The sequence below is a fragment of the Virgibacillus oceani genome, assembly GCF_041521345.1.
In the GTDB taxonomy this organism is placed as follows: Bacteria; Bacillota; Bacilli; order Bacillales; family Amphibacillaceae; genus Virgibacillus_N; species Virgibacillus_N oceani_A.
Window position 1 is genome coordinate 66411 of record NZ_JBGOHB010000009.1, and the last position, 24800, is coordinate 91210.

General features: G+C 36.3%; 22 protein-coding genes and 1 pseudogene. All 23 read left to right on the forward strand.

The features are described from left to right. Position 1: 1 nt before the first annotated feature. The 23 genes and pseudogenes from ACDX78_RS08675 (at position 2) to ACDX78_RS08785 (ending at position 24798) form a co-directional block, all read left to right on the forward strand. Positions 2-1063, forward strand: coding sequence for a glycosyltransferase family 2 protein (locus tag ACDX78_RS08675; RefSeq protein ID WP_486027025.1), 1062 nt, complete (start codon positions 2-4; stop codon positions 1061-1063). Continuing rightward, positions 1060-2226, forward strand: a complete 1167-nt coding sequence (locus tag ACDX78_RS08680) for a CDP-glycerol glycerophosphotransferase family protein (RefSeq protein ID WP_486027027.1) — start codon at positions 1060-1062, stop codon at positions 2224-2226. Before ACDX78_RS08675 ends, ACDX78_RS08680 begins: the two co-directional genes overlap by 4 nt. Continuing rightward, positions 2213-2683 carry an FAD synthase family protein gene (locus tag ACDX78_RS08685; RefSeq protein ID WP_486027029.1) on the forward strand — a complete coding sequence of 157 codons (471 nt, stop codon included), beginning with the start codon at positions 2213-2215 and terminating at the stop codon, positions 2681-2683. The genes ACDX78_RS08680 and ACDX78_RS08685 overlap by 14 nt, the downstream gene beginning before the upstream one ends. Positions 2684-2787: 104 nt before the next feature. Further along, positions 2788-3978 (forward strand): glycosyltransferase, encoded by a 1191-nt coding sequence (locus ACDX78_RS08690; RefSeq protein ID WP_486027030.1) that lies wholly within the window; start codon positions 2788-2790, stop codon positions 3976-3978. Between the two features lie 45 nt (positions 3979-4023). After that, positions 4024-5007 carry a glycosyltransferase gene (locus tag ACDX78_RS08695; protein WP_486027032.1) on the forward strand — a complete coding sequence of 328 codons (984 nt, stop codon included), beginning with the start codon at positions 4024-4026 and terminating at the stop codon, positions 5005-5007. 55 nt (positions 5008-5062) lie between these two features. Then, entirely contained in the window at positions 5063-6253 is a 1191-nt protein-coding gene (locus ACDX78_RS08700; protein WP_486027034.1) for a glycosyltransferase, read from the forward strand. A gap of 41 nt (positions 6254-6294) precedes the next feature. Next, positions 6295-7482, forward strand: a complete 1188-nt coding sequence (locus tag ACDX78_RS08705; RefSeq protein ID WP_486027036.1) for a glycosyltransferase — start codon at positions 6295-6297, stop codon at positions 7480-7482. Positions 7483-7699: 217 nt separating this feature from the next. Beyond that, positions 7700-9469 (forward strand): ABC transporter ATP-binding protein, encoded by a 1770-nt coding sequence (locus ACDX78_RS08710; RefSeq protein ID WP_486027038.1) that lies wholly within the window; start codon positions 7700-7702, stop codon positions 9467-9469. An 89-nt stretch (positions 9470-9558) separates the two neighbouring features. Beyond that, positions 9559-10716, forward strand: a complete 1158-nt coding sequence (locus ACDX78_RS08715; RefSeq protein WP_486027040.1) for a phosphotransferase — start codon at positions 9559-9561, stop codon at positions 10714-10716. Positions 10717-10895: 179 nt separating this feature from the next. Further along, positions 10896-11801: a glucose-1-phosphate thymidylyltransferase RfbA gene (gene rfbA, locus ACDX78_RS08720; protein ID WP_486027042.1), complete on the forward strand. Its 906-nt coding sequence runs from the start codon at positions 10896-10898 to the stop codon at positions 11799-11801. A 38-nt stretch (positions 11802-11839) separates the two neighbouring features. After that, a complete protein-coding gene (rfbC, locus tag ACDX78_RS08725; RefSeq protein WP_486027044.1) occupies positions 11840-12436 on the forward strand; it encodes a dTDP-4-dehydrorhamnose 3,5-epimerase in 597 nt (198 codons plus the stop codon). A 189-nt stretch (positions 12437-12625) separates the two neighbouring features. Then, positions 12626-13636: a dTDP-glucose 4,6-dehydratase gene (rfbB, locus tag ACDX78_RS08730; RefSeq protein WP_486027046.1), complete on the forward strand. Its 1011-nt coding sequence runs from the start codon at positions 12626-12628 to the stop codon at positions 13634-13636. Between the two features lie 142 nt (positions 13637-13778). Beyond that, on the forward strand, positions 13779-14936 hold the full coding sequence (locus ACDX78_RS08735; RefSeq protein WP_486027048.1) for an NAD(P)-dependent oxidoreductase: 1158 nt from the start codon (positions 13779-13781) through the stop codon (positions 14934-14936). A 113-nt stretch (positions 14937-15049) separates the two neighbouring features. Next, entirely contained in the window at positions 15050-16231 is a 1182-nt protein-coding gene (locus ACDX78_RS08740; RefSeq protein ID WP_486027050.1) for a glycosyltransferase family 4 protein, read from the forward strand. Next, positions 16224-17036 carry a glycosyltransferase gene (locus tag ACDX78_RS08745; RefSeq protein ID WP_486027051.1) on the forward strand — a complete coding sequence of 271 codons (813 nt, stop codon included), beginning with the start codon at positions 16224-16226 and terminating at the stop codon, positions 17034-17036. The genes ACDX78_RS08740 and ACDX78_RS08745 overlap by 8 nt, the downstream gene beginning before the upstream one ends. Positions 17037-17343: 307 nt before the next feature. Beyond that, a complete protein-coding gene (locus ACDX78_RS08750; RefSeq protein WP_486027144.1) occupies positions 17344-17574 on the forward strand; it encodes a metallophosphoesterase family protein in 231 nt (76 codons plus the stop codon). Positions 17575-17835: 261 nt separating this feature from the next. Further along, complete coding sequence (locus tag ACDX78_RS08755; RefSeq protein ID WP_486027053.1) at positions 17836-19782, forward strand: asparagine synthetase B family protein; 1947 nt, start codon at positions 17836-17838, stop codon at positions 19780-19782. Positions 19783-19897: 115 nt separating this feature from the next. After that, positions 19898-20056, forward strand: coding sequence for a paeninodin family lasso peptide (locus tag ACDX78_RS08760; RefSeq protein ID WP_486027055.1), 159 nt, complete (start codon positions 19898-19900; stop codon positions 20054-20056). Positions 20057-20126: 70 nt separating this feature from the next. Continuing rightward, a complete protein-coding gene (locus tag ACDX78_RS08765) occupies positions 20127-21065 on the forward strand; it encodes a phosphoenolpyruvate carboxykinase (ATP) (RefSeq protein WP_486027057.1) in 939 nt (312 codons plus the stop codon). Further along, positions 21062-21346, forward strand: a complete 285-nt coding sequence (locus ACDX78_RS08770) for a lasso peptide biosynthesis PqqD family chaperone (protein WP_486027059.1) — start codon at positions 21062-21064, stop codon at positions 21344-21346. Before ACDX78_RS08765 ends, ACDX78_RS08770 begins: the two co-directional genes overlap by 4 nt. A 21-nt stretch (positions 21347-21367) precedes the next feature. Continuing rightward, a pseudogene (locus tag ACDX78_RS08775) lies at positions 21368-21805 on the forward strand (lasso peptide biosynthesis B2 protein); the annotation flags it as partial. Continuing rightward, positions 21803-22987 (forward strand): nucleotidyltransferase domain-containing protein, encoded by a 1185-nt coding sequence (locus ACDX78_RS08780; RefSeq protein ID WP_486027146.1) that lies wholly within the window; start codon positions 21803-21805, stop codon positions 22985-22987. The pseudogene ACDX78_RS08775 and the gene ACDX78_RS08780, both read left to right, overlap by 3 nt. A gap of 11 nt (positions 22988-22998) precedes the next feature. Beyond that, positions 22999-24798 (forward strand): ABC transporter ATP-binding protein, encoded by a 1800-nt coding sequence (locus tag ACDX78_RS08785; RefSeq protein WP_486027061.1) that lies wholly within the window; start codon positions 22999-23001, stop codon positions 24796-24798. Positions 24799-24800 lie beyond the last annotated feature (2 nt).

Sequence of the window (24800 nt, forward strand, 5' to 3'; positions counted from 1 at the left end):
CATGCCGGAAAAAGGAAAGGTTAGCATTATTGTTCCATTATATAAAGTAGAAAAATATATTCACAGATGTATTGATAGCATTACAGAACAAACTTATGAGGACCTGGAAATTATTCTGGTCAATGATGGTTCCCCGGACAATTGCGGCGAAATAGCAGAAGAATACAGAAAAAAAGACAGCCGAATCAAGGTGATTCATAAGGAAAATGGCGGTTTATCCGACGCCAGGAATTACGGTATGCGACCGGTTACTGGAGAGTATACGATGTTTATTGACAGTGATGACTGGATTGAAAGGGACATGGTGGCATGCCTTCTTGAAAATTGTCTGAAGTTTAATGCGGATGTGGTGCAGGGTGCCTTTTATTATGCCCATGATGATCAACTGCTTTTTGATGATAGAATCTATAAAGAGAATAAAGATTTCGCGATTTTCAATAAAAAGGAAGCAATGAGAGAACTTGTAATGAATGAAAAAGTGAAGAATTTCGCTTGGGGCAAGCTTTATAAAACGGAGTTAATCCGGGACATTCCGTTTAAAAAAGGTGTTTTATTTGAGGATGTATTTTGGGCTCACCAGGTCATAGACCGGGTTGAGAAATTCATTCTCATTTCACGGCCCTTTTATTATTATTACCAGCGCGAGGACAGTATTGTTGCCACGTATACGCTAAGAAATTTGGATATGATCAAAGGGTTAAAGGAAAGGCACCGTTTCCTGGAATCATTTTACCCGAAACTGAGAGAGGAATCGCTTAGGCTCATATTAAAAATGTGTCTCATTCATTATCAGCTGTTATGGCTAAACAGAAAAAAAGATCCGAAGAAGGTGCACAGGAAGGAACTTCAATCCTATCTCAGGCAGAATTACAGGGAATTAAAAAATGCAGTGAGTGATGATAGTGTATTGAGTTGGCAATTAAACTTATTTTCATTGCATCCATTTTTTCAACTTGGTTTTCTCGGTGTAAGAAAAGGTCTGCGATCCATGAAAATAATTTCTACGCCAAAAGGATTACATAAAGTAGAGCAAAATGCTGAGAAGGAGTCTAGTGTAAAATGAAGCAAATGGTAACTCGAATTCTTATTTATTTTTTTCATTTATTTCCAATCAAAACGAATAAAATTTTTCTATTCAGCTATTATGGCGGCAATTATGGATGTAATCCGAAATACATCTCTAAATTTATTGCTGAGCATGATCGAAATGATAACTATGATGTTGTCTGGGCTTTCCATGATCCCGATGCAAAACAGGAATTAAATCACATACGGAAAGTGAAGACGATGTCGATAAAATATTTTTATGAATTATGCACCGCCAGGATAGTGATTACAAACTACCGAACGACAGATTTATTTGTGAAGAGGAAAAATCAGTATTACATCCAGACATGGCACAGTTCATTGCGATTAAAGCAAATTGAAAAAGATGCAGCGAATGTGCTGGGAACGGAATACATTGAAATAGCAAAGAAGGATTCACGGAAATGTGACTTATTGCTGTCCGGATGCGCGGATAGTACAGCTATATTCAGAAACGCGTTCTGGTATGATGGGGAGATTTTTGAACACGGGACACCGAGAAATGATGTGCTGTTTAAAACAACGCCGAATCACAGGGTGAATATACGTAAAGAGCTGAATATAGAACCGGATACAAAGGTTTTATTGTATGCACCGACCTTCAGGAAAAACAATGATGTAAGTGTCTATGAGCTGAATTGGAAGAGGATTACGGAAAGACTAAAAAAATCATTTGGAAACGACTGGGTGGTATTGGTGAAACTGCATCCGCATTTAATACATCAATCTTCTCAATTGATTTATGAAAACAATGTGATGGATGTGACTTCCTACGATGACATTCAGGAATTGCTGCTTATTTCCGATGTTTTAATAACAGACTACTCATCCCTGATGTTTGATTTTGCTATTACAAAACGTCCGTGCTTTCTTTACATACCGGATGTCGAAGCCTATACAAAACAGGACAGAAAGCTGTATTTCAATATTAGGGAGCTTCCTTTTATCTCTGCAACGAGCGAAGAAAATCTTATTGGGGAAATAAAGACATTTGACAGAAGAAAATATGAAAAGAATATTAGACACTTTCTCGATAAAACAGGATCTTTTGAACAGGGTAAGGCAAGTGAATTTTTAATGGAACGCATTGAAGCTATTTGTTTCGGCGAGCAAAGGAGAGAATTGGATGAAGCGGTATAAAATAGGATACACTACAGGCGTTTTTGATTTATTTCATGTCGGGCATCTGAATATTTTAAGAAGAGCAAAGGAACAGTGTGATTATCTTATTGTTGGTGTCAGCACCGATGAACTGGTAATGGAATATAAACAAAGGGAGCCGGTCATTCCATTTGAGGAGAGAAAAGCTATTGTGGAAGGAATTAAGCATGTAGACCGGGTAGTTCCGCAAATAAATAGAGATAAGTTTGCTGCATGGGAGCATTTGCTTTTTAATGTCATGTTTGTCGGTGATGATTGGAAGGGTGATGTGTTTTTTAATGAATTAGAAGGTAAGTTTGCTGAAGTTGGGGTTGAGATTGTTTATTTTCCTTATACGAAAGGTGTCTCTTCGACGATTGTCAAGGAGAAATGTATACATAAGGGCGGTGGCAGGGTGAACCTTAGCGAACGTCAGTTGTTAAATTCCTTTCCATAGAAACAAAAGAGCATGTAAGTCGTTTTCAGTCCATCTTTATTTGAGTTCATTAAAAATGCAGAAGTAGAGTAAGATTTTTAATAAAGTGAGGAGACTTTCACGAAATGAAAAAGAATTTATTATTTGTAATAGATTCACTGGATATTGCCGGGGCTGAAAAAAGTCTGGTCACATTGCTTGGACTGCTAGATTATAATAAGTTCTCCGTGGATTTAATGTTGTTTGCCCATGGTAAAAAATTGGAGCAACACGTTCCGAAAGAAGTAACGATATTGGATCCCTTGAATTATACGACATTTTCCAATTTGCCTTTAAATACGGCAGTTGCTGAAGCAATCAAAAAATCTGAATACAGTATGCTTTTATCTAGATTCAAGTATTCTTCAGTTTTACGTGTTAAAAAATACGATAATAAAGAAAAAGCAAGGCTGTTCTGGCAAAGTATTTCAAAGGTGATTGAAGCCAATCCGAAAAAATATGACATTGCCATCAGTTATGCACAAGGAATTCCGACATTTTATGTGGCGGGTAAAGTGAAGGCAAAGCAAAAATACGCCTGGGTAAATGCCAGTTATAGATTGAATGAAAAAGAAAAGCAATTTCAAAAATACTATTACGATCAATACGATAAAGTAGTGGCTGTATCCGAATCAGCCAAGGAAGTTTTTACGGAAACATTTCCGGAATACGAAGATAAAATGACAGTTGTATATGATATTAACAATCCACATATAATTTCAAAAATGGCGGAAATAGGAATAGGTTATAAAGATAATTTTGATGGGGTAAGAATATTAACGGTTGGCAGACTTAACAAGCAAAAAGGCTATGATATTGCACTGGATGCATGTAAAAAATTGAAGGAATCCGGACTGCATTTCCGCTGGTATGCAATGGGTAAAGGTCCGTTTCAACAAGAAGTGGAACAGTATATAGCGGAGAATGATTTACAAGAACATTTCATTCTTCTCGGTGTGGAGACCAATCCGTACCCATTTGTAAAAAATGCGGATATATATGTTCAACCTTCCAGGTTTGAAGGATTCGGACTCGCGATTGCAGAGGCTAGAATGTTGAATGTTCCTGTTGTGACAACAAGATTTGATGCAGTCTACAATCAAATGGTTGATGGGAAGAACGGACTTGTAGTTGATATGAATGCAGCCGCAGTATGTGATGCAGTTTTAAAATTAATAAGTGATAAGGAATTAAGAGAACGTATTGTTTGCTATCTTGAGAATGAAAAGAAAGGGAATGTAGAGGAAGTCGAGAAATTTTATCAATTAATAGGATAACAGATATCAATGTGAATCTATACGCCTTGAGGGGGAGGGGAAATTATGATACAACCAGACATAAGTATAATTGTTCCTGTCTATAATTCAAGCCCATATATTAGCAAGTGTATAGATAGTATTCTAGCTCAAACCTTTAGAAAATTCGAACTGATTTTAGTTAATGATGGATCGGCTGATCAGAGTGGACATATTTGCGAACAATATGCTCAACAAGATGGCAGGATTAAAATAGTTCATAAAGAAAATGGAGGCGTGAGTTCTGCGAGAAATGCTGGAATAAATATAGCCAGTGGTGAATTTATTACTTTTGTTGATGCAGATGATTGGATATATAAAGATATGTATTCCAAATTATATAATTTATGTAAAGAAACAAATAGTGATATATCCATATGTAGCATATATAGGGAAATAAACGGAAAAGTTATTGATACTAAAAGGGAAGCGTTAATAAAAGAAATGGATAACACGGAAGCAATGAAACAACTTTTTACTGGTAAATATTTCAGGTTTGCAGTGTGGGCGAAACTATATAAAAAGTGTTGTTTTAAAAATATCCGATATCCTGAAGATAGAAGACTTGATGATTTACCGACAACGTATAAAATTTTCTCCAATGCAAATAAAGTAGTCTATACAACCTATGCTGGTTATATATATTTATTGAGAGAAAATAGTATATTAACCTCACCTTATAATGAGAAAAAATTGGATATATTTTTAGGTTGGGATGAAATTATTGCTTTTATGAATAAAAATTATCCAAATTTGTCTAATGAATATATATCGTGTTTTGTGTACTACAGTATGGATCATGTTTATTCTATTTTAAATCAAGTTGAAGATCCAGTGGAGCGCGATAAGTATATATTATATATACAACTATATATTAGAAAGTATTATAAAGAGATCCTAAAAACCAGCCGATTATCATTGAAATATAAATATTTAATTACTTTATTAAATTACAATGTGAAACTTTTGTATTTAAATTTTAAATTAAAAAGAAAATTAACTGCCAGGTAATTAAAATACTTTAATTTTGTATGTACATTCTAATTGGATGGAAGAGAGTAGGTTTATGAAGAAAAATATAATATTTATGGTTATTAATATGAATGTTGGTGGGACTGAAAGAGCACTGCTTAATATGATTGCAGAAATGCCTAAGGATACATTTGATATTACGATATTAATGCTTGAGAAGTATGGGGGTTTTTTAGAATCGATTCCATCTTATGTTCAAGTTCAGTATCTTGATGGTTACCAAGATATCAAAAAGATATTGAATAGGCCACCAAAAGAAACAATTATGAAGAACTTTAAAAATGGTAAGGTAATAAAAGGTTTAAGTCTATTGTTAATATTATTTTTATCTAGGTTAACGAGAAATAAGGGAATATTTTTTAAATATGTTTTAAAAAATATTCCGAATTTAAAAACCGAATATGATATTGCTTTAGCTTATGCTGGTCCAATGGACTTCATAAGCTATTTCGTTGTGAATAAAATTAAAGCTAAAAAGAGAGTTCAGTGGATCCATTTTGATGTTACAAAGATTGGCTTTAATAAAGTTTTTTCAAGAAGGATATATCAACAATACGATAAGTTGTTTATTGTTTCTAAAGAGGCTAGAAATAAATTGATTAATTTAATACCAAACATTGACATTAAAACAGAAGTATTTCTAAATATAGTCTCACCTGAAATCATAGAACGTGAGTCCAAAAAGGGGAAAGGATTTGATGATTATTTCAAAGGCTTTAGAATATTTACTGTTGGCAGATTATCTAATGAAAAAGGTCAGGACTTGGCTATAGAAGCATTGACAAGACTAGTGAATGAAGGATTTGATGTTAATTGGTATTGCTTAGGGGAAGGAAGCTCACGACATAAATATGAGAAATTAGTTCAAGAAAATAAACTTGAAGATAGATTTATTTTGTTAGGCTCAAACCCTAACCCTTATTCTTTTATGGAGCAGTGTGATATTTATGTACAGCCTTCAAGGCATGAAGGTTATTGTTTAACGATTGCAGAAGCCCGAGCATTAAAAAAACCGATTGTGACGACGGCTACAGCAGGTGCAAAGGAGCAAATAAGACATGGTGAGACGGGATTAATTGTAGATATTGATTCGAAGGAAATTTACCAAGCCATAAAACAACTAATTGAAAACACTAAACTCAGAAATGATTTAACTAAAAATTTAAAAACCGAAAAGCTTGATAACCCGTTTAACATTGATGATAAAAATTTAATGATAGTTTGAAGCGTAGATTTGATTTAGCTTTATTGTTGAAGGAGGAAAAAATGAAGAAAGTACTATTTATGCTAAGTAGTATGAATATAGGCGGGGTGGAAAAGTCCTTTTTATCTTTATTATCTAAGATACCAAAAGATAAATATAAAATTACGCTATTGTTGCTTGAAAAAAAAGGTGGCTTTTTAGAATTAATTCCTGATTGGGTAACAATTGAAGAAGCCACATGGTTTAAAGAATTAAAGCCGATTATTATGCAACCACCTCAACAGACGATTCTAGATTATAAAATGAAACATGAGTTTATCAAAATTCCAACATTTATCTATTCATATATTCTTTCAGAGAAGTTATTTAAAGATCGGCATATTTATTATAAACATGTATTTAAAGTGATCCCAGAACATGAAGATACATATGATATTGCGATATCATATCAAGGTCCAACAGAAACAATTGATTATTATATTGCTAACAGAGTTAAAGCTAAAAAGAAAATATCCTGGATTCACTTTGATGTGTCAAAACATCAAATTAATAGAAAGTTATACACGAAGTTATATAGGGAATTTGATAATATTTTTGTGGTTTCTCATGAGGGTAAAGAAAAACTGAACGAAAGAATACCTAGTATCAGAAATAAAGTGGCGGTATTTAAGAATATTATCTCAACACAATTAATTAATAAAATGTCTGAAGTGGAAATAGATTTTGAGGAGAACTATAAAGGGATAAAAATTGTAACGGTTGGAAGACTCACAAAGGAAAAAGGTCAGGATCTAGCTATAAAAATTCTAGCTAGACTGCGGGATAATGGATATGAAGTGAGGTGGTATTGCATCGGTGAGGGGGAGCACAGGAAAGAATATGAAAATTTAATAGAACAGTATGGATTGAAAAAGGACTTTCTCCTAATAGGTGCAAAAACAAATCCTTATCCATTTATCAAAAAGTCGGATATTTATGTTCAAACATCAAGACACGAGGGGTACTGTTTAACATTAGCTGAAGCCAGATGTCTAAATAAACCAATTGTAACTACTGATTTTACTGGAGTAAAAGAACAAATAGTAAATAATGACACAGGATTAATTGTTAGTTTTAATGAAGATGAATTGTATCTTGCAGTAAAAGAATTAATTAACAACCCACATCTTCGACAGCAGTTTAGTAATAAACTATTGAGGGAACAAAATGAAACTATTATAAAAGAGGAAAAAATTGCTCAGTTAATTTAAAGTGGAGTAATATGGAACCGGCTACTTTATCAAGGATATAGGAACATATAATCGTAAGTAACTATTCCTAATTTCAAAGATTTTAATTTAACAAAAATCAAGTCTAGGGCTGAAAAATAATTTGATGGAATTGACTTGTTCATAAATAGTCGTATAGGTGAACCGAGTGTTTAGCATAGCTTGAATTTAATTCCTAAGGTCTAAAAGGTGTGAAATCATGAAAGAAACAATAAGAAAGTTGTTTTACCTATTCAACAAAAGGGAGAAAAAAAAGTTATTAATTTTATTTTTCATGATGATCATTGCTGCGTTATTTGAAACTGTAGGTATTGGATTGATTGTTCCTTTTGTTGGTATCGTGACAAATCCAGATATGATACACGATCAAGCCGCTCTTTCAGCAATGTATGATTGGTTGAACTTCCAATCAGCAACATCATTTATTATTTTAACAGTTATATTTTTATTACTGGTGTTTGTTTTGAAGAATCTCTATTTACTTGTATTCAACTATGCACAGTTTAGGGTCATCCTAAATCAGCAAGTTAAATTATCGCGTGATTTGTTTAAAGAATATTTAATTAAGCCATATTCTTTTCACTTACAAAGAAATTCAGCAGATTTATTGCGTAATGTAAATACAGAGGTTTCAAGGGTATTTCAAGGAATCATCCTGTCTGGATTTCAATTATTAACAGAAATATTAGTAGTTCTTTGTATTTTAATCTTACTTTTAATAACATCACCTGTTGCAACAATAACAGCATCTATCTTACTTGGTGGAAGTGTTTTTTTATTTTTCGCATTCCTTCGTAAGAAAATTAGTAGACTCGGCAAAGAGCAGCACGTAGTAAGTGGAAAGATGATTAAATGGGTGAATCAGGGGTTGGGCGCAAGTAAAGAGGTGAAGGTTTCGGGAAAGGAAAGATTTTTTATAAGTTCCTATACTGGTCAGAGCCAAATTAAAGCAAACAACAGTAGATATATGAAAATGTTAGAACTTGCACCAAGGCTATTTATTGAAACGTTGTTAGTATCCATTGTTCTGATTACAATGCTAATTATTGTATTTCAGGAAACAAGTGCAACTCAACTTATTTCAACTATGGCATTGTTTGCAATGGCTGCGTTTCGATTAATGCCATCAATCACCCGTGTTGTAACATTGATTACAACTATTCGATATAGCCAGCCTGCATTAAACGCGGTATATGAGGATTTGATAAAGAATAAGGAAAAACAATCAAAAGTTAATCGCACAAAACTGGGAATGATTAATCGAGGGCAAAGAACTTATACTGACTCAATAAATTTAAATAAAGTATCGTTTCGTTACCCGAATCAAATTGAATACGCAATCAAGGATATTTCTTTGGAAATTCCAATTGGCAAATCAGTAGCACTTATCGGAGAATCGGGAGCTGGTAAGACGACACTTGTTGATATTATTTTAGGATTGTTTCCTCCAGAAAAAGGGGACGTTTTAGTTGATAACAAAGATCTTCAGAACCAAAAATCACTATGGCAGCAAAAAATAGGTTACATTCCACAGTCGATCTTCTTATCAGATGATACAATCCGTGGTAATGTTGCCTTTGGTATTGAAATGAATCAAATAGATGATTCGGAAGTATGGAGAGCTCTAGAGCAGGCACAACTGAAGGAATTTGTTGAAGGTCTTCCAGAACAATTAGATGCTTCAGTAGGAGAAAGAGGGGTTAGGCTTTCTGGCGGGCAGCGGCAGCGTATTGGTATAGCTCGTTCTTTATACCATAATCCTGAAATATTGTTCATGGATGAAGCAACTTCAGCATTGGATAATGGAACGGAAAAGGAGATTATGAAGGCAATTGATGGACTTAAGGGTGAAAAGACATTGATAATTATTGCGCATCGGTTAAGTACGATTGAAAACTGCGATATGGTATTTAATATTAATGATGGAAGACTAGATTCAATAGATACTGAACTTGAACAATCATCATAAAAATATACATTTTATAAAGGAAAGTCAATCAATTTTACTTTTTTGTTAATCAATATTCCAAAACAGTCTTAGATTAAAGGGGACTATGAATGCTGCGACTACAAAATAATTTAGAATATATAAAAATACAAGGGTTATTTTTGTGTGTTGAAAAGAACAGTTTTATTCAAGCATGGTATCTTTTAACAAAAACTAGACCATTTAACTTACATTTACCAGCGAATAACAGGTTTTTGAAAATAATCCCAGGGAAATTCATAAAAATATTTAGAATTTTGAGGATTATACTGCAGTACCTTATACTAAAATATACTAAACATGGAATAGAAGATGGAGTTATAAGTGTGCCATATGATGGTCATTTACTATTGAAAACCTCAAATGGTTTTAAATTATTTAACCTTAAGGAAAATGTGGTTGCAACCCAATACGACATAAACATAAAAAAGGATCTTTTTAGCTGTGTAATTAAGAATATAAAATACATTGAAGGACTTAATATTTCACCTAAAATTAGATCAGTTGATAATGTTAATAAATGTCTCTATGAACAGTATATAAATAGTTACAAAGCAGGGCAGTTTTATCCTACTTCTCTATATTTTTATAAAGTAATATTACCTGTATGGCAAAATATTATTGAAGTATATCCTAGTAGAAAAATAAACCTTTTTGAATATGTTACAAATCAAAAGTCTTATATTTTAAATATTATAGAGAAACTTAAAAAAGAATCATATGATAATAAACTATTAATTAGTATAAGTATTTTTATAGAAAGTTTAACAAATAAAATCTTAAATGAACATAATCAAACAAATATTAGTATTTCCTTGTCTCATGGAGATTTACATCCTTGGAATATTTTGATTAGCCGTAAAACTGCGGTAGTCATTGATTGGGATACTCTTAAAGAAAGGTCATTATATCACGATCTTTTTTACATGTTTTTTCAAAATATTTTTGGAAAAGAAGACGTAAATTTAGAGGGGTTTATATTTCATTTAAATAGATCGATTAATATTACAAGCTATAAATTCAAGAACAAAGATATAAATAATAAACTCAGTAAAATAAGCATTAATAAAGATTTATATAGGTTGTTATTTTACTTGGAATATGTTCAGCTAGATTTTGAAAAAAGGTTAAATATGTTTACTGATAGGAGCCACATTCTGGATCGTATAGTGAAAATTAATGAATGTATCAAAGCTTTTGAACAGGTGGAAATGAAAATAAATGAATAATTAAAAGAGAAAATATGTTAAGGGGTTTAGTGTCAATCAATTATTATTTTTAAATTATTAAAAAAACCACAGTAAAGAGACAATAAACTGGGATTTCAGACTATATTTCCCTATGAAAAGCAGCATCTCACAATGAGGTGCTTTTATTTTCTTCTTAAAAACAAGTGAGGTGGGATTACATGAAAGGAATTATTCTAGCAGGCGGAAGTGGCACGAGACTCTATCCATTAACACGATCGATATCCAAACAATTATTACCGATTTACGATAAACCAATGATTTATTACCCAATTTCCGTACTAATGCTAGCAGGTATTAAAGAGATTCTTATTATTTCAACGCCAGAGGATACACCACGTTTCGAACAATTGCTTGGGGATGGTTCGGAACTAGGAATCGAAATTTACTATGCGATCCAGGAAAAGCCAAACGGACTGGCAGAAGCATTTATCATCGGGGAAGAATTTATCGGAAACGATAATGTTTCACTAATTTTAGGAGATAACATTTTTCATGGACATGAATTTACTTTCCATCTGGAGAGAGTGGCTAATGAACTAAAAGGCGCCACCGTGTTTGGCTACAATGTCAAAGATCCGGAGCGATTCGGTGTGGTGGAGTTTGATCGAAACGGGAAGGTGATGTCTATTGAAGAAAAACCGGAAAAACCGAAATCCAACTATGCCATTACAGGTTTATATTTCTTTGATGATCAGGTGATGAACATCGCAAAGCGTGTAAAACCATCTGCAAGAGGTGAGTTAGAAATTACCGATATCCTGAAAGAGTACGTAAAAAGGGATCAACTCCAGGTGGAACTGCTCGGGCGGGGGTTTGCATGGCTTGACACGGGCACCCATGAATCACTCCTTGAAGCATCACAGTTCATTGAAATTATTGAAAAACGGCAGCGTTTGAAGGTGGCATGTTTAGAGGAGATTTCCTACAACAAAGGATATATTTCGGAAGAAAAATTACTGGAATTGGCAGAGCCATTGAAGAAAAGCGAATATGGTCAATACCTGTATAAACTGGCGGAGATGAATCGGGATAAGGAAGAAGTTGGATTACAACTCGTAAAGTAACGCCTGAGTTAACTAAAAAGATTGGAGGGCGATCCAGGATGAAAATCATTGATACATGGCTTGAAGATGTAAAAATTATCGAACCAACGGTTTTTAAAGACAACCGTGGTTATTTTATGGAGAGTTTTAACCTGCAAAAATATGAATCTCTAGGTATAAATTTCAATTTTATCCAGGATAACCATTCGCTTTCCGTTGATAAAGGTGTGATTCGCGGATTACATTATCAGCGGGAACCAATGGCACAAACAAAGCTTATCAGGGTGATCACGGGTGCCATTTATGATGTGGCGGTTGATATACGTATTAATTCTCCCACATTTGGCAAATGGATCGGTGCTGAATTGACAGGGGATAATCACCGGATGCTGCTTGTTCCAAAGGGCTTTGCACATGGATTTTGCACATTAACTGAGAATACGCATGTACAGTATAAAGTGGATGAATACTATTCCCCGGAAAATGACAGAGGAATCATGTGGAATGATCCGGATCTGCACATTGACTGGCCGACAGCAAATCCTATTTTATCTGATAAAGATAGTCAGCAGCCATTGCTCCGAGAAGCAGAAATTCATTTTAAATATAATGTTAAAGAGGAATGGCATAAGTCATTTAGCGGGGGTATAAAATGAGATTTATCTGTTTCATACACGAAAACCCGTTCTTCTGTTTAAAAGGATATATTTAAGAATCCAAGTTATTTGAGCTTGCCGAGCCACTAAAGATTAGTGAACACGGTCAATATTTACTTCAAATTGTAAAGGTGAACAGAATAAAAGAGTGAGAAGTTATTGTCAATTAATAGCTTGGAGTGAATAAAAATGAATATATTAGTAACTGGTGGAGCAGGATTTATTGGAAGTAACTTTATAAAACATATGCTTGAAAAATACCCAGAAGTTAAAATAGTAAACATTGATAAGTTAACATATGCAGGGAATCTGGACAATTTAAAAGATATAGAGGCCTGTATTAACTACCAATTTGTTCAAGGTGATATTAGCGACATGTCTTTAGTTAATTCAATAATAAAAAAGCATAAAATTAATATAATTGTCAATTTCGCTGCTGAATCCCATGTTGACCGAAGCATTGAGGATCCAGCAATTTTTATTCAAACAAATGTACTGGGAACCCAGACGTTGTTAGATGCGGGATACCGAAATAATATAAGTAAGTTTATTCAAATCTCCACAGATGAGGTGTATGGAAGTCTTGGTCGAGAAGGATATTTTACGGAAAATAGTCCGCTTGCACCTAACAGTCCATATTCGGCAAGCAAAGCAGCTGCAGATTTATTAGTCAGGTCCTATTATGAAACTTATCATATGAATGTCAACATTTTACGTTGTTCAAATAATTATGGGCCATTCCAATTTCCGGAAAAGCTAATCCCTTTGATGGTTACGAGAGCATTGGAAAACCAATACTTACCAGTCTATGGTGATGGGTTACATGTCAGAGACTGGCTGCATGTGAAGGATCACTGTAATGCGATTGATTTAGTTCTTCGTAGAGGATTACCAGGAGAAGTTTATAATATAGGAAGTCATAATGAAAGACCTAATATCGCAATGGTAAAGGAAATTATAAACTATCTTGGAAAATCTAATGCATTGATCAAGCATGTAGAAGATAGAAAAGGACATGATCGCCGTTATGCTATAGATTCAACTAAAGTGATGAAGGAACTCGATTGGGAACCAACATACCATTTGGATATGGGCTTAAAAGAAACGATTAAATGGTATTTAGATAATAAACAGTGGTGGAAGAACATAATAAATAGTCAGGTGAAAAACGATGAGAAAATGATAGAGAATGTAATATGATTTGAACTAAAGATATATCTCATGTTGATCCATTTTAAGAGATTGCAGATAACAGAGTTTATTTATAAAGCTATAATGCTATGCGTCCGAAAATAAAGTAGATTAAAACCGCTATTTATGAACGTGCGAGGAGGTCTAATAATTGGAAGAAATTACAAGAGTCGGCATTATTGGTACAGGTTTAATCGGTAAGGGTTTAGCATTTGAAATTGAAAAACAATCTGAATTAGAACTAACAAAGGTGCTTTCCCGACGCGAGATAGAGAAAATGCATGATTATCCATTTCGAGAAGTGCTTACTAATTCAGTGGATGCATTTTTGGGGGAATGTGATCTGGTTGTAGAGTGTAGTGGAGACGTTATTTATGGAACAGAAGTAATAGACCAGGCGATCAAAGCCAAAATACCTGTTATTACCATGAATGCGGAGCTTCAAGTGACAACTGGCTCCTATTTTGCTAGAAGAGGTTTTATTACAGAGGCAGAAGGTGACCAACCAGGCTGTTTGGCTGCTTTGCATGAAAACGTTGTTCAGATGGGATTTAAACCGTTAGTATACGGTAATATTAAAGGGTTTCTTAAGTTAGATCCTAATCTAGAGGATATGAAAATCTTCTCCCAGAAAAACGGTGTGCGACTTGATATGACAACATCTTTTACTGATGGAACGAAAGTACAAATCGAGCAAACATTAGTCGCAAATGGACTTGGTGCAGGGATTGCAATGGATGGACTGCTTGCACCAAGTTCAAGTGATTTAAATGAAACAGGAGTAGAATTGGCAGAAGTGGCAAAGCGTTTAGGCTATCCGATAAGTGAATTTGTCGTAGCACCAAAAGCTCCTGCAGGTGTTTTCATCACAGCTGAACACGATCCCAGACAAAAAGATGCATTAAGCTATTACAAGATGGGCGAGGGCCCATATTATACGATTTTACAAAACTATCACCTTTGCCATTTAGAAATCATGAAAACAATAAGAAGGGTAATGAATGGTGGGGGTATTCTATTAAATAATGGTGGAACCCCTTCTATAAGTGTAGCAGCGATAGCCAAAAGTACACTTCAACCTGGAGAGAAAATGGAAAAGGGAATCGGTAGTTTTCAAGTTAGGGGGAAATCTGTAAAGATAGCTACGAATGAATCCCACGTGCCAATAGGACTGCTCGTAAATGCGGTGATGAAAAAAGAAGTAAAAGAAGGGGAAATGGTAACTTTTGATGATGTGGAGTTACCTGAAAGTTTAGCATTAACAGCATGGCTTGAAACAATTGAAAAAACACCAATGAATATAAGCTAAAGTAATAATCGAAACCTGAAGAGATGATTAGATAAAAATAATCATCTTTTTTCTATATGATAATTATTGTCGCTCTATATACATATTAAAGAAATTAATTCTGGAGTGATAAAATGAAAAATATATGTTTTGTAACGACGACATCCATTACAATTAAAAGCTTCTTATTGGGACAATTAAATTACTTAAGTAAAAACGGTTATAATATTACTGTTATTTGCGACTATTGCGATAGTTTAAAGAACCATTTGCCTAAAAATATTAATTATATTCCCGTAAATATGAAGCGAGGCATTGATTTTAATACACCAAAAAGCATTCTTGCATTATATAAGGTATTTCGGAATGGAAATTTTAATATTGTACAATATTCAACTCCAAATGCTGCCTTTAACGCTTCTATTGCTGCTCGATTAGCAGGCGTCCCAATTCGAATCTATGCTCAATGGGGAATTCGTTATGTTGGATATAATGGCTGGAAAAGAAAAATATTTAAACTACTCGAAAGGTTAGTGTGTACACTTTCAACAAGAATTCAACCTGATAGTAAAGGCAATTTAATCTATAGTCATAAGGAAGGCCTGTATATACACGAGAAAAGTAATGTCATATGGAACGGCAGTGCGAATGGTGTGGATCTAAATAAATTTGATATTTTGAAAAAAGAAGCGTGGAGAACTGGTATCCGGAATAGGTATAACATAGGTGCCAATGATCTGGTTCTCGGTTTTATTGGTAGGTTAGATAAGGATAAGGGAGTCAATGAACTGCTGGAAGCTTTTAAAATTATATTGCATAAACATCCTGGGTTAAAGTTACTTATGATTGGCCCCAGTGATAAAGATGATGGTCTAAATCAAGGATTATTAGCATGGTCCAAACAGTCTGAATCAGTTATATTTACAGGATTTATTGAAGGTATTGAAAAGTATATGTCCGCAATTGATATACTTGTACAACCAAGTTATAGAGAAGGATTTGGCTCTGTCGTTATCGAAGCAGAAGCGATGGGTATTCCAGTAATTGTTACAGATATACCCGGTCCTACCGATGCAATGCAATCAGGGTCAAATGCAACTGGATTAATTGTTCCGAAAAAAGCAGTACAGCCATTAGTTCAGGCAATGGAAAAGATGGTTTTAGATCCCGAATTGCGAGAGGAAATGAGTCAAAATGCAATCAGCTTTGCCAGAAGTCATTTTGATCAAGCAAAACTATTAAACTTTATACTTGAGGATAAAAACCGTCTTTATCACCAACTTATTTCTTCAAAAGAGGAGAAAATGAATGCATAACATGAATCCAAAAATATCGATTATCATGGGAATATACAATTGTGCTGCAACCCTTCATGAGAGTATCGATTCATTGCTGAACCAAACCTATACAAATTGGGAGCTTATCATGTGCGAGGATGGTTCAACAGATGATACGCTTACTATTGCAAAAAAGTACGCAAAAAAGAATGCTAACATATTTCTTATACAGAATGAAAAAAATCTTGGGCTAGCTCATTCTTTGAATAAATGCATGGAGGTTTCCAAGGGGGAGTATATTGCACGTCAAGATGGGGATGATCTTTCAAAAACAGATCGACTTGAAAGGCAAGTGCAGGTTTTAGATAATCACGCAGAGTTTGATATTGTTAGTAGTGGAATGATTCTTTTTGATGAAAATGGGTATTGGGGCAAAATAAACTCAGTTGAAGTCCCACAAGCAAGTGACTTTATGAAACAAAGCCCATTCTGTCATGCGCCTAGCATGATGAGAAAAAAAGCTTTATTGAATGTAGGTGGTTATAACACGAATAAAAGAACATATCGGGCGGAGGACTATGACCTATGGTTTCGAATGTATGCGAATGGGTCACGAGGATATAATATTCAAGCTGCGTTATACGAGGTAAGAGACGATCGAAATGCAATCAAAAGAAGAAAATATAAGTATAGGATTAATGAAGCATATGTGCGATTTCATGGTTATAGACGATTAAAATTTAAGAAAACTTCCTATCTATACGTTTTTAGAGCCATTATCGTAGGTCTTGTTCCAAGTGCAATTTATAAATTAATGCGGAGAAGAAAATATAACTTACATTAGAATTGTAATTAGGAAGGCGGGGATTTATGCTACAGCGGACCAGAACCCAAACAATCACTGGATTCGGTGAAATTTTAGATACCGATCTCATGAAAGGTAATGCGGATAAGTGGGTAGTGCGCGGTATAAATAAGGAGAAGTGCTTTAGATTGCACTTGGGATCATAAGGGAAGAACTGGAATGGACTTATTCGAAATTAGATAAGGAAGATGTAAATTATCTTGAAAACCTTCCGGAAGAATTAAATCTGTAATACGGGGATTTGAAAATCCATGCTTTTCATGCAACTCCTGACAGTTTGTTTGAGGTGGTTCTACCCGGTGAAAGCGATGAAACGCTTAAAGAAAAATTGATGAATGATACGGCAGATGTATTTATTTATAGTCATGTTCACAGACCATATATCAGATATATAGGGGGGGAATGTGTTGTAAATACCGGCCGTACGGGGCTTCCTTTTGACGGTCAAAGAAAGGCTTCCTATTTGATTTTGAAATGGTTGTCAAATCTCAATTGTCCGGGTGGATTCCAATACTGACGATAAGATTTATGAAATGGAGAAATCGGACTATCCGAATCATTCATAACGAGCGTTTTAAAGAACAGATCTGACTAATGCAGGAATATAAAACATAGCGGAGAATCCCCCTGTTTTATCTGAAAAAGATTGACATGACAGCAGGAAAATGGTACTTTTTACTTAGGTTGTTCCTAACGAAGAACGATGAACGAAGGGGCTCCTATTATTTTTAAATTTATTGTGCTTTATAATGAACTATTTTAGTACTGGAGGCATACCATGAGTGCCATAACCGGAATTGTACATTTCAATGAACAACCTATTTCAACAGTTGACTGTAACAGTTTAATGACATCCTTTCAGCGTTACCCTGCAGATCGTATTGATACATGGGAAGACAATCGGGTATTTCTGGGATGCCATACACAGTGGATCACTCCGGAATCCCTCGGGGAATCGCTGCCATTCCACGATTATGAGCGACAGCTGGTCATTACGGCAGACGCCATTATTGATAACAGGGAAGAATTATTTGATCTTCTGCAAGTCAATAAAGACCATAGAAAAATCATGCCTGACAGCCACTTGATCCTGTTGACATATAGCAAATGGGAAGAAACTGCCCCAAGGTATTTACAAGGCGAGTATTCTTTTATGATATGGGATGAAAGGAAGAAAAAAATGTTTGGTGCACGGGACTTTTCCGGTGCCAGGACACTTTATTTTCATCAGGATGTATCCAGGTTTGTATTTTCTACGACAATTGAACCACTATTCACTTTGCCAACTATCAATAAAACACTTAATGAGCATTGGCTGGCTGAATATTTGGCGATCCCGACTATGGTGGAAGCGGTGGATATGATGGGAACCGTTTATAAATCTGTTTATCAGCTTCCTCCAGCACACAGCATTACAGTGGAGAATGGCAAAGTATCACTAAAACGGTACATGACGATCGAAACCCAGGACAACCTGAAACTGAATTCGAATAAGGAATATGAAGAAGCATTCAGGAATGTTTTTCAAAAGGCGGTAAAACAGAGAATACGTACACATGGAGAAGTTGGCTCCCACTTAAGCGGAGGGCTTGATTCAGGTTCTGTTGTCAGCTTTGCTGCAGGAATGCTGCAGAAAGAGAATAAACAGCTGCATTCATTCAGCTACGTCCCAGTAGATTCCTACAAGGACTGGACGCCTAATTATTATGATGCGGATGAAAGATCCTTCATTAAAGAAACTGTGAGTCATATAGGTAACATAGAAGACAATTATCTAAGCTTTGGTGGCAGAGATTCACTAACAGAAGTAGATGGTTTTATCGACCTTATGGAAATGCCATATAAATTTTTTGAAAATACATTTTGGTTAAAAGGAATTAATGAAATTGCCAGCGAAAAAGGAATAAAAGTCATGCTAAATGGTTCCAGAGGCAATCATTCCATTTCCTGGGGCTCCATGACCATGACGTATAACTATTACGTAAAACTAATGAAGCAATTAAGATGGATCAGGTTATATCAAGAACTGGATGCTTACTGCAGAAATTTCAGGACAGGAAAATCCGTCATGCTCCCATTTATTGCAAAAAGAACATTTTTAAGTCTTTCTGATACTGGGTCCGAGGATAATAAATTTCCCGTCTTGATTAATCCTTCATTTGCAGAGAAGACAAAGGTATTTGAAAAGCTTTATGACTGCGGAATCGATCAAAATGGCCTTATCATTAATAACCTTACGGACTACAGAAGGAAATATTATAATCAGCTTTTTGCCTGGAATAAAAGTGGTGTAGCCAACACCAAAATGTCCCTGCGTTATGCTATGTGGGATCGCGATCCGACAAACGATATAAATGTCATTCGTTTTTGTCTTTCAGTTCCGGAAAAACAGTATGTTACAGATGGAATGGAGCGTTCTTTGATACGTAGAGCGATGAAGGGATTTCTTCCGGAAAAAATAAGATTGAACCAGACAAGCCGAGGATTGCAGGGTGCGGATGTAATACATCGAATGAAAGGCAAGTGGAAAAGTTTTTTAAATGAATTGCATGCAATTGATAATGACAATGACAGCAGTATTCATTCATTTATAAATAAAAATGTATTCAAAGAAGCCCTAACCGGGATAGGCGAGGAACCAAGGCCTGATTTAATTTTTAAGGATGAATTTAAAATACTCACCCGGAGTTTAATTCTCTACAGGTTTCTTCAGCAATTTAAGTAGGAAAGGGTAACATGCATATTACCCTAATAGTGTAATGAACCATGGATATGCCAAGGGTTCACCCCTTGTTTATCAACTATATATATTTATTTTCATACATGGAGGTGATGATGAAATGAAAAAAGTTTGGAAAAGACCTGTGCTTGAAGTGCTTGATGTCAGTATGACGATGAACGGGCCTGGAAATGCAAATGCCGATTGTTTCGATGTGTCTGATGGAAAAGATGAAACACATGACGGAAGATCAAATGCCAGCTGCTTGGATGAAAGTTAGTACATGTACTTAAATGCTGCCCTCATCCTTTCCGGAAGTTTGAGGGCAGTCCAAAAGTAGGGGGGATTTCATGAGTGCGACAGCACGGAAGTTTGCATACAAGGCATTCGGGTTCACTATTCAGAGTGATATTGAGCTTCCGGAATTACTGCCGAGTTATCTAAATAGAAAAGGCCCGGATATTACGGTGCAAAAAACAGATTTGACTGATTTGTGGAGAAATAAAGCAGAAACTGACAGGTATTTTAGCGTGGAAAAAGATTTTTGCATGTTTGAGGTATCTGATGCAGCAATTTACAAGATAGAAAAGGGAAATGTCATTTCCGTATCTCCTATAGAAGACGCGCCAGAAGGCCGGATCAGGCTTTATATTCTCGGAACATGCATGGGGGCTTTATTAATGCAAAGAAGTATTATCCCTCTCCATGGCAGCGCAGTTGTCATTGATGGGAAAGCCTATGCCATTGTCGGTGATTCCGGTGCGGGGAAATCAACCCTTGCCGCGGAATTTTTAAGGCAGGGTTATCAGCTTTTGAGCGATGATGTCATTCCAGTGATATTAAATGAAAGAAACAACACCCCAATTGTTACACCGTCCTATCCGCAGCAAAAATTATGGCAGGAAAGCCTGGACCAATTTGGTATGGAAACCGTCGGGCTGCGTCCTATCATTAACAGGAAATCGAAATTTACCGTTCCTGTAAAAGATCAATTTATTAATAAGCCAATGCCATTGGGCGGTATTTTTGAACTAATAATAACGGAAAAGGCTGGGTTGGACATGAAACCCGTTCAGGGGCTTGACAGCATTCACAGGTTTTTCCATCATACATACCGTAATTTTCTGATTTACCGCCTTGGTTTAATGGATTGGCACTTTAAAACGTCAGCACGAATCATGAGTAGTGTGAAATTTTACCACTTGAGACGTCCGGAATCATGTTTCACGGCGATAGAACTCGCCGATATGATCCTGTCAGAAGTGAAAAGAGGAGTGAGGGCAGTATGAAAAATATTTCGATCGAGCAGCTTGTTTTTCAGGGAGAAGGACATATCGTAAGTGATATGGACGGGGAAAAAGTGATGTTCAGCATTCAAAATGGAAAATACTATAATCTTGGGGAGATCGGTGGAGAAATCTGGGAACTTATAAGAGAAGGTGCCACGGTACATGAAGTCATCCTTGAGATGACGGACAGATATAATGTGAATAAAACGGAATGCAAAGAGCAGGTGCTTGCATTTATAGCGCATTTATATGAAGAGGATTTGGTAATAATTAATAATTAATAGGTGGGGGGGGAAGGAAGCATGCGAAAAATCAAATTATTTTTAGGTTTAAGCACGAAGCAGAAATTGCTATTCATTGAGTCTTATTTTTATCTTGGTTTAGCTCGTGTTTTAAAAAGCTTTAAGTTTGAAAGAGTGGCACCTTCCCTTGGCGAGCAAATGGCAGAAACGTCAGAATCAGCTGATTCTGCGGATAGAAGTGTGTTAAGCCAAGTTTCCTCAGCCATTCACTTGGCCAGTAAATATACTTTTTGGGAAAGTGAATGCCTGGTGAAAGCAATTGCAGCGATGAAAATGCTGGAAAGACGAAATATGGAAAGTACGCTATATTTGGGAACTGCAAAGGATCAATCCGGAAAAATGATTGCCCATGCCTGGCTTCGGAGCGGTCCTTTTTATATTACTGGGGCGGAGGGGATGGAGCGATTTACAGTGGTCAGCAAATTTGCCAAACATATGGATTCGAAAAAATTTGAACTTGATTTAACGAAGGTGCCTAAAGAATTAAAGCTGATGATGGAAATCCTTGCTAGTGAAAGTGGAAAATTCTCTCAAAAGCCCCATTTATTTGAAGGAATAGACTGGGATTACTTTCTTGAATTAAGCTTGCACCACCGGGTCTACCCTATTCTTTATTCGAGGCTGAAGCATATCAAGCATGACCTCGTTCCTGAGGAGGTCAGGGAAGCAATAGCTCAACAGTATAAGAGAAACACCTTTAAAATGCTCCATTTAAGCGGGGAGATGGAGCACGTGAGCAAGTTGTTTTCAAATCAAGATTTGCCGCTTCTTTTTCTAAAAGGCCCTGCACTGGCACATGAATTGTATGGAGATATTTCTTTCAGAACTTCCAGTGATCTGGATATTTTAATTCCCCTGAATCAGCTTGAAAGGGCGAAAACACTTCTTGAAAAAGAAGGTTATGAAAAAAATGATTACATCCAAACTGTGTTAAATGACTGGAAATGGCGGCACCATCATATTACATTTTACCATCCCAAAAAAGGTATTAAGCTTGAGGTTCACTGGCGATTGAATCCGGGTCCCTCAAAAGAACCTGAATTTCAAGCGCTGTGGGAAAGGAGAACAACAAGCCGGCTGACAAGCACACCTGTCTATATGTTAAGCATGGAGGATTTATTTTTATTTCTCGTTTCCCATGGATCGCGTCACGGGTGGTCCCGGCTACGCTGGCTGCTGGATGTGGATCGGATGATGGAACAGGGGGTGGATTGGAAGCTGTGCAGGAAGCGATTGCACAAGTATCATGATCACCGGGCAGGAGGGCAGGGCATCCTGCTTGCATCCCTGCTGTTTAAAACAGAAGTTCCGTATGAATTGAAACATTTGGCAGCCAGAAAGTCTGTAAAACAGTTGGCTCAGCAGGCGGTCTATTATATTGAGCATAACGTTCACTTGCACGCTGATACTGTACCAGAAGCTGTCTCACGTTTTCATAAACGCCATTTATTTGCTTTAATGGACTTTCGGCAAAAATGTATGTTTATGATGAGCTTTCTTTATCCTTATCCGGAAGATCAACAGACCCTGTCATTACCAAAGCTACTTCATTTTCTCTATTTTCCGCTGCGGCCATTTTTATGGGGATGGAGAAAGCTGAGAAAACAGCCTATGATATAGGAGGATGACAGATGAAGCATATTATATACTTTTTAAAACAAATACACGCCTTTTCGGGAAAAATCCTCTATATCAATCTGTTCGCCATGATGGCGATCGGCTTAATGGAAGGGATTGGAATTCTTTTATTGATACCTATGATTACATTGACCGGAATCGTCGATATGGGTGGTACAGCGGGAATTCCGCTTGAAAGCTTTTTTGGTTTTATTGAAAATATCCCTGTCTCTTTCGGACTTCCTGCAGTCCTGGCTATATTTGTCATCGTAGTCATTGGGCAAAATATCGTGAACAGACAGCTGACAGTGAAAAACGCCGAGCTTCAGCATGGATTTTTAAGGCATATGCGGCTGGAAACCTATCGCTGCTTATTGCATGCGGATTGGAAGTTTTTTATTAAACGAAGAAAATCTGACCTGATCCATATCTTAACCGCAGAGATTGCCCGGGCAAGTGTGGGGACGCATTCTTTTTTACAGTTTGTCGCCTCGCTTATTTTAACCATCATCCAGATCGGATTGGCGTTTTGGCTATCACCGACGATCACTCTGTTTGTTTTAGCGTTTGGGTTAATTTTGATTTTTTTAAACCGGAGATTTTTAAAGAAATCCCTCACCCTCGGGCAGCGGAATTTTGAACTGGGGAGAAATTATATGGGAGGGATTACCGATCAGGTAAACGGCATCAAGGATATAAAAAGCAATACGCTGGAAGCCTCGAGAATGAACTGGTATTCCTCTATCACAAATGAAATGCAAAAGGAGCAAGTTGCTTACACCAGGTTGAAATCCACTTCACAGCTCTACTATAAAGTGGCTTCCGCGGTCCTGATTGCTTTGTTCATTTATATTTCGGTAACGCTGTTTCATGCTTACGCGGTTCAGCTTATGCTTATTATTGTAATCTTTTCCAGGCTGTGGCCACGGGTTGCAGGAATTCAAGCGTCCCTTGAAAAAATAGCGTCGACGATCCCTGCTTTTAAAGCGGTAAAAGAGCTGCAGCAGGAGGCTGAGGCAGCAAGGGAATTTGATGTTGGATTGGATGATGGTGCTGATTCTCTTGAAATAAAGAACAGTATACAATGCGAAGGTATCTATTTCCGTTATGATAAGGAAAAGCCGGTTTATGCATTGCGGGATATTAATATTTCCGTCCCAGCCAATCGGATGACTGCTGTTGTCGGAAGATCCGGTGCGGGGAAGAGTACGTTAATTGATTTATTAATGGGTCTGAATAAGCCGGGGGAAGGGCAGGTGCTTATTGATGGCAGCCCAATGTCTGACGATCTTCTTTTGTCTCTGAGGCAATCGATTGGCTATGTACCGCAGGATCCGTTTTTATTCAACGAAAGTATTAGGGGGAATTTGCTTCTTGTGAAACCAAATGCCACAGAGGAAGAGATTTGGGAAGCATTGGAATTTTCCTCCGCAGGCGATTTTGTGCGTAAGTTGCCTGAAGGACTGGAAACATTGATTGGGGATCGCGGGGTGAAATTGTCCGGCGGAGAGCGACAGCGTCTCGTGCTCGCCCGTGCTATATTAAGGAAGCCTTCCATCCTCGTTCTTGATGAAGCCACCAGTGCCCTTGACATTGATAATGAGACCAAAATCCAGGAAGCCCTGGAACGGTTAAAAGGAAAAATGACGCTTATTGTCATTGCCCACCGTTTATCCACGATTCGAAATGCTGATCAGGTTGTCGTGTTGGAAGATGGTAAAATTATACAGCAGGGAGGTTTTAAGCAGCTTTCCAGGGATAAGAAAAGCATGTTCCGGCATTTGCTGGATAACCAGTTGGAAGCAATACGTTGAAT

Excerpts from the sequence above, each read along its gene's own strand:
- ACDX78_RS08770 (WP_486027059.1), top strand. The coding sequence starts at position 21,062 with ATGAAAAATATTTCGATCGAGCAGCTTGTTTTTCAGGGAGAAGGACAT.
- ACDX78_RS08755 (WP_486027053.1), top strand. The coding sequence starts at position 17,836 with ATGAGTGCCATAACCGGAATTGTACATTTCAATGAACAACCTATTTCA.
- ACDX78_RS08710 (WP_486027038.1), top strand. The coding sequence starts at position 7,700 with ATGAAAGAAACAATAAGAAAGTTGTTTTACCTATTCAACAAAAGGGAG.
- ACDX78_RS08765 (WP_486027057.1), top strand. The coding sequence starts at position 20,127 with ATGAGTGCGACAGCACGGAAGTTTGCATACAAGGCATTCGGGTTCACT.
- ACDX78_RS08760 (WP_486027055.1), top strand. The coding sequence starts at position 19,898 with ATGAAAAAAGTTTGGAAAAGACCTGTGCTTGAAGTGCTTGATGTCAGT.
- ACDX78_RS08695 (WP_486027032.1), top strand. The coding sequence starts at position 4,024 with ATGATACAACCAGACATAAGTATAATTGTTCCTGTCTATAATTCAAGC.
- ACDX78_RS08780 (WP_486027146.1), top strand. The coding sequence starts at position 21,803 with ATGGATTCGAAAAAATTTGAACTTGATTTAACGAAGGTGCCTAAAGAA.
- ACDX78_RS08745 (WP_486027051.1), top strand. The coding sequence starts at position 16,224 with ATGCATAACATGAATCCAAAAATATCGATTATCATGGGAATATACAAT.
- ACDX78_RS08690 (WP_486027030.1), top strand. The coding sequence starts at position 2,788 with ATGAAAAAGAATTTATTATTTGTAATAGATTCACTGGATATTGCCGGG.
- ACDX78_RS08785 (WP_486027061.1), top strand. The coding sequence starts at position 22,999 with ATGAAGCATATTATATACTTTTTAAAACAAATACACGCCTTTTCGGGA.
- ACDX78_RS08740 (WP_486027050.1), top strand. The coding sequence starts at position 15,050 with ATGAAAAATATATGTTTTGTAACGACGACATCCATTACAATTAAAAGC.
- ACDX78_RS08685 (WP_486027029.1), top strand. The coding sequence starts at position 2,213 with ATGAAGCGGTATAAAATAGGATACACTACAGGCGTTTTTGATTTATTT.
- ACDX78_RS08675 (WP_486027025.1), top strand. The coding sequence starts at position 2 with ATGCCGGAAAAAGGAAAGGTTAGCATTATTGTTCCATTATATAAAGTA.
- rfbC (WP_486027044.1), top strand. The coding sequence starts at position 11,840 with ATGAAAATCATTGATACATGGCTTGAAGATGTAAAAATTATCGAACCA.
- ACDX78_RS08680 (WP_486027027.1), top strand. The coding sequence starts at position 1,060 with ATGAAGCAAATGGTAACTCGAATTCTTATTTATTTTTTTCATTTATTT.
- rfbB (WP_486027046.1), top strand. The coding sequence starts at position 12,626 with ATGAATATATTAGTAACTGGTGGAGCAGGATTTATTGGAAGTAACTTT.
- rfbA (WP_486027042.1), top strand. The coding sequence starts at position 10,896 with ATGAAAGGAATTATTCTAGCAGGCGGAAGTGGCACGAGACTCTATCCA.
- ACDX78_RS08700 (WP_486027034.1), top strand. The coding sequence starts at position 5,063 with ATGAAGAAAAATATAATATTTATGGTTATTAATATGAATGTTGGTGGG.
- ACDX78_RS08715 (WP_486027040.1), top strand. The coding sequence starts at position 9,559 with ATGCTGCGACTACAAAATAATTTAGAATATATAAAAATACAAGGGTTA.
- ACDX78_RS08705 (WP_486027036.1), top strand. The coding sequence starts at position 6,295 with ATGAAGAAAGTACTATTTATGCTAAGTAGTATGAATATAGGCGGGGTG.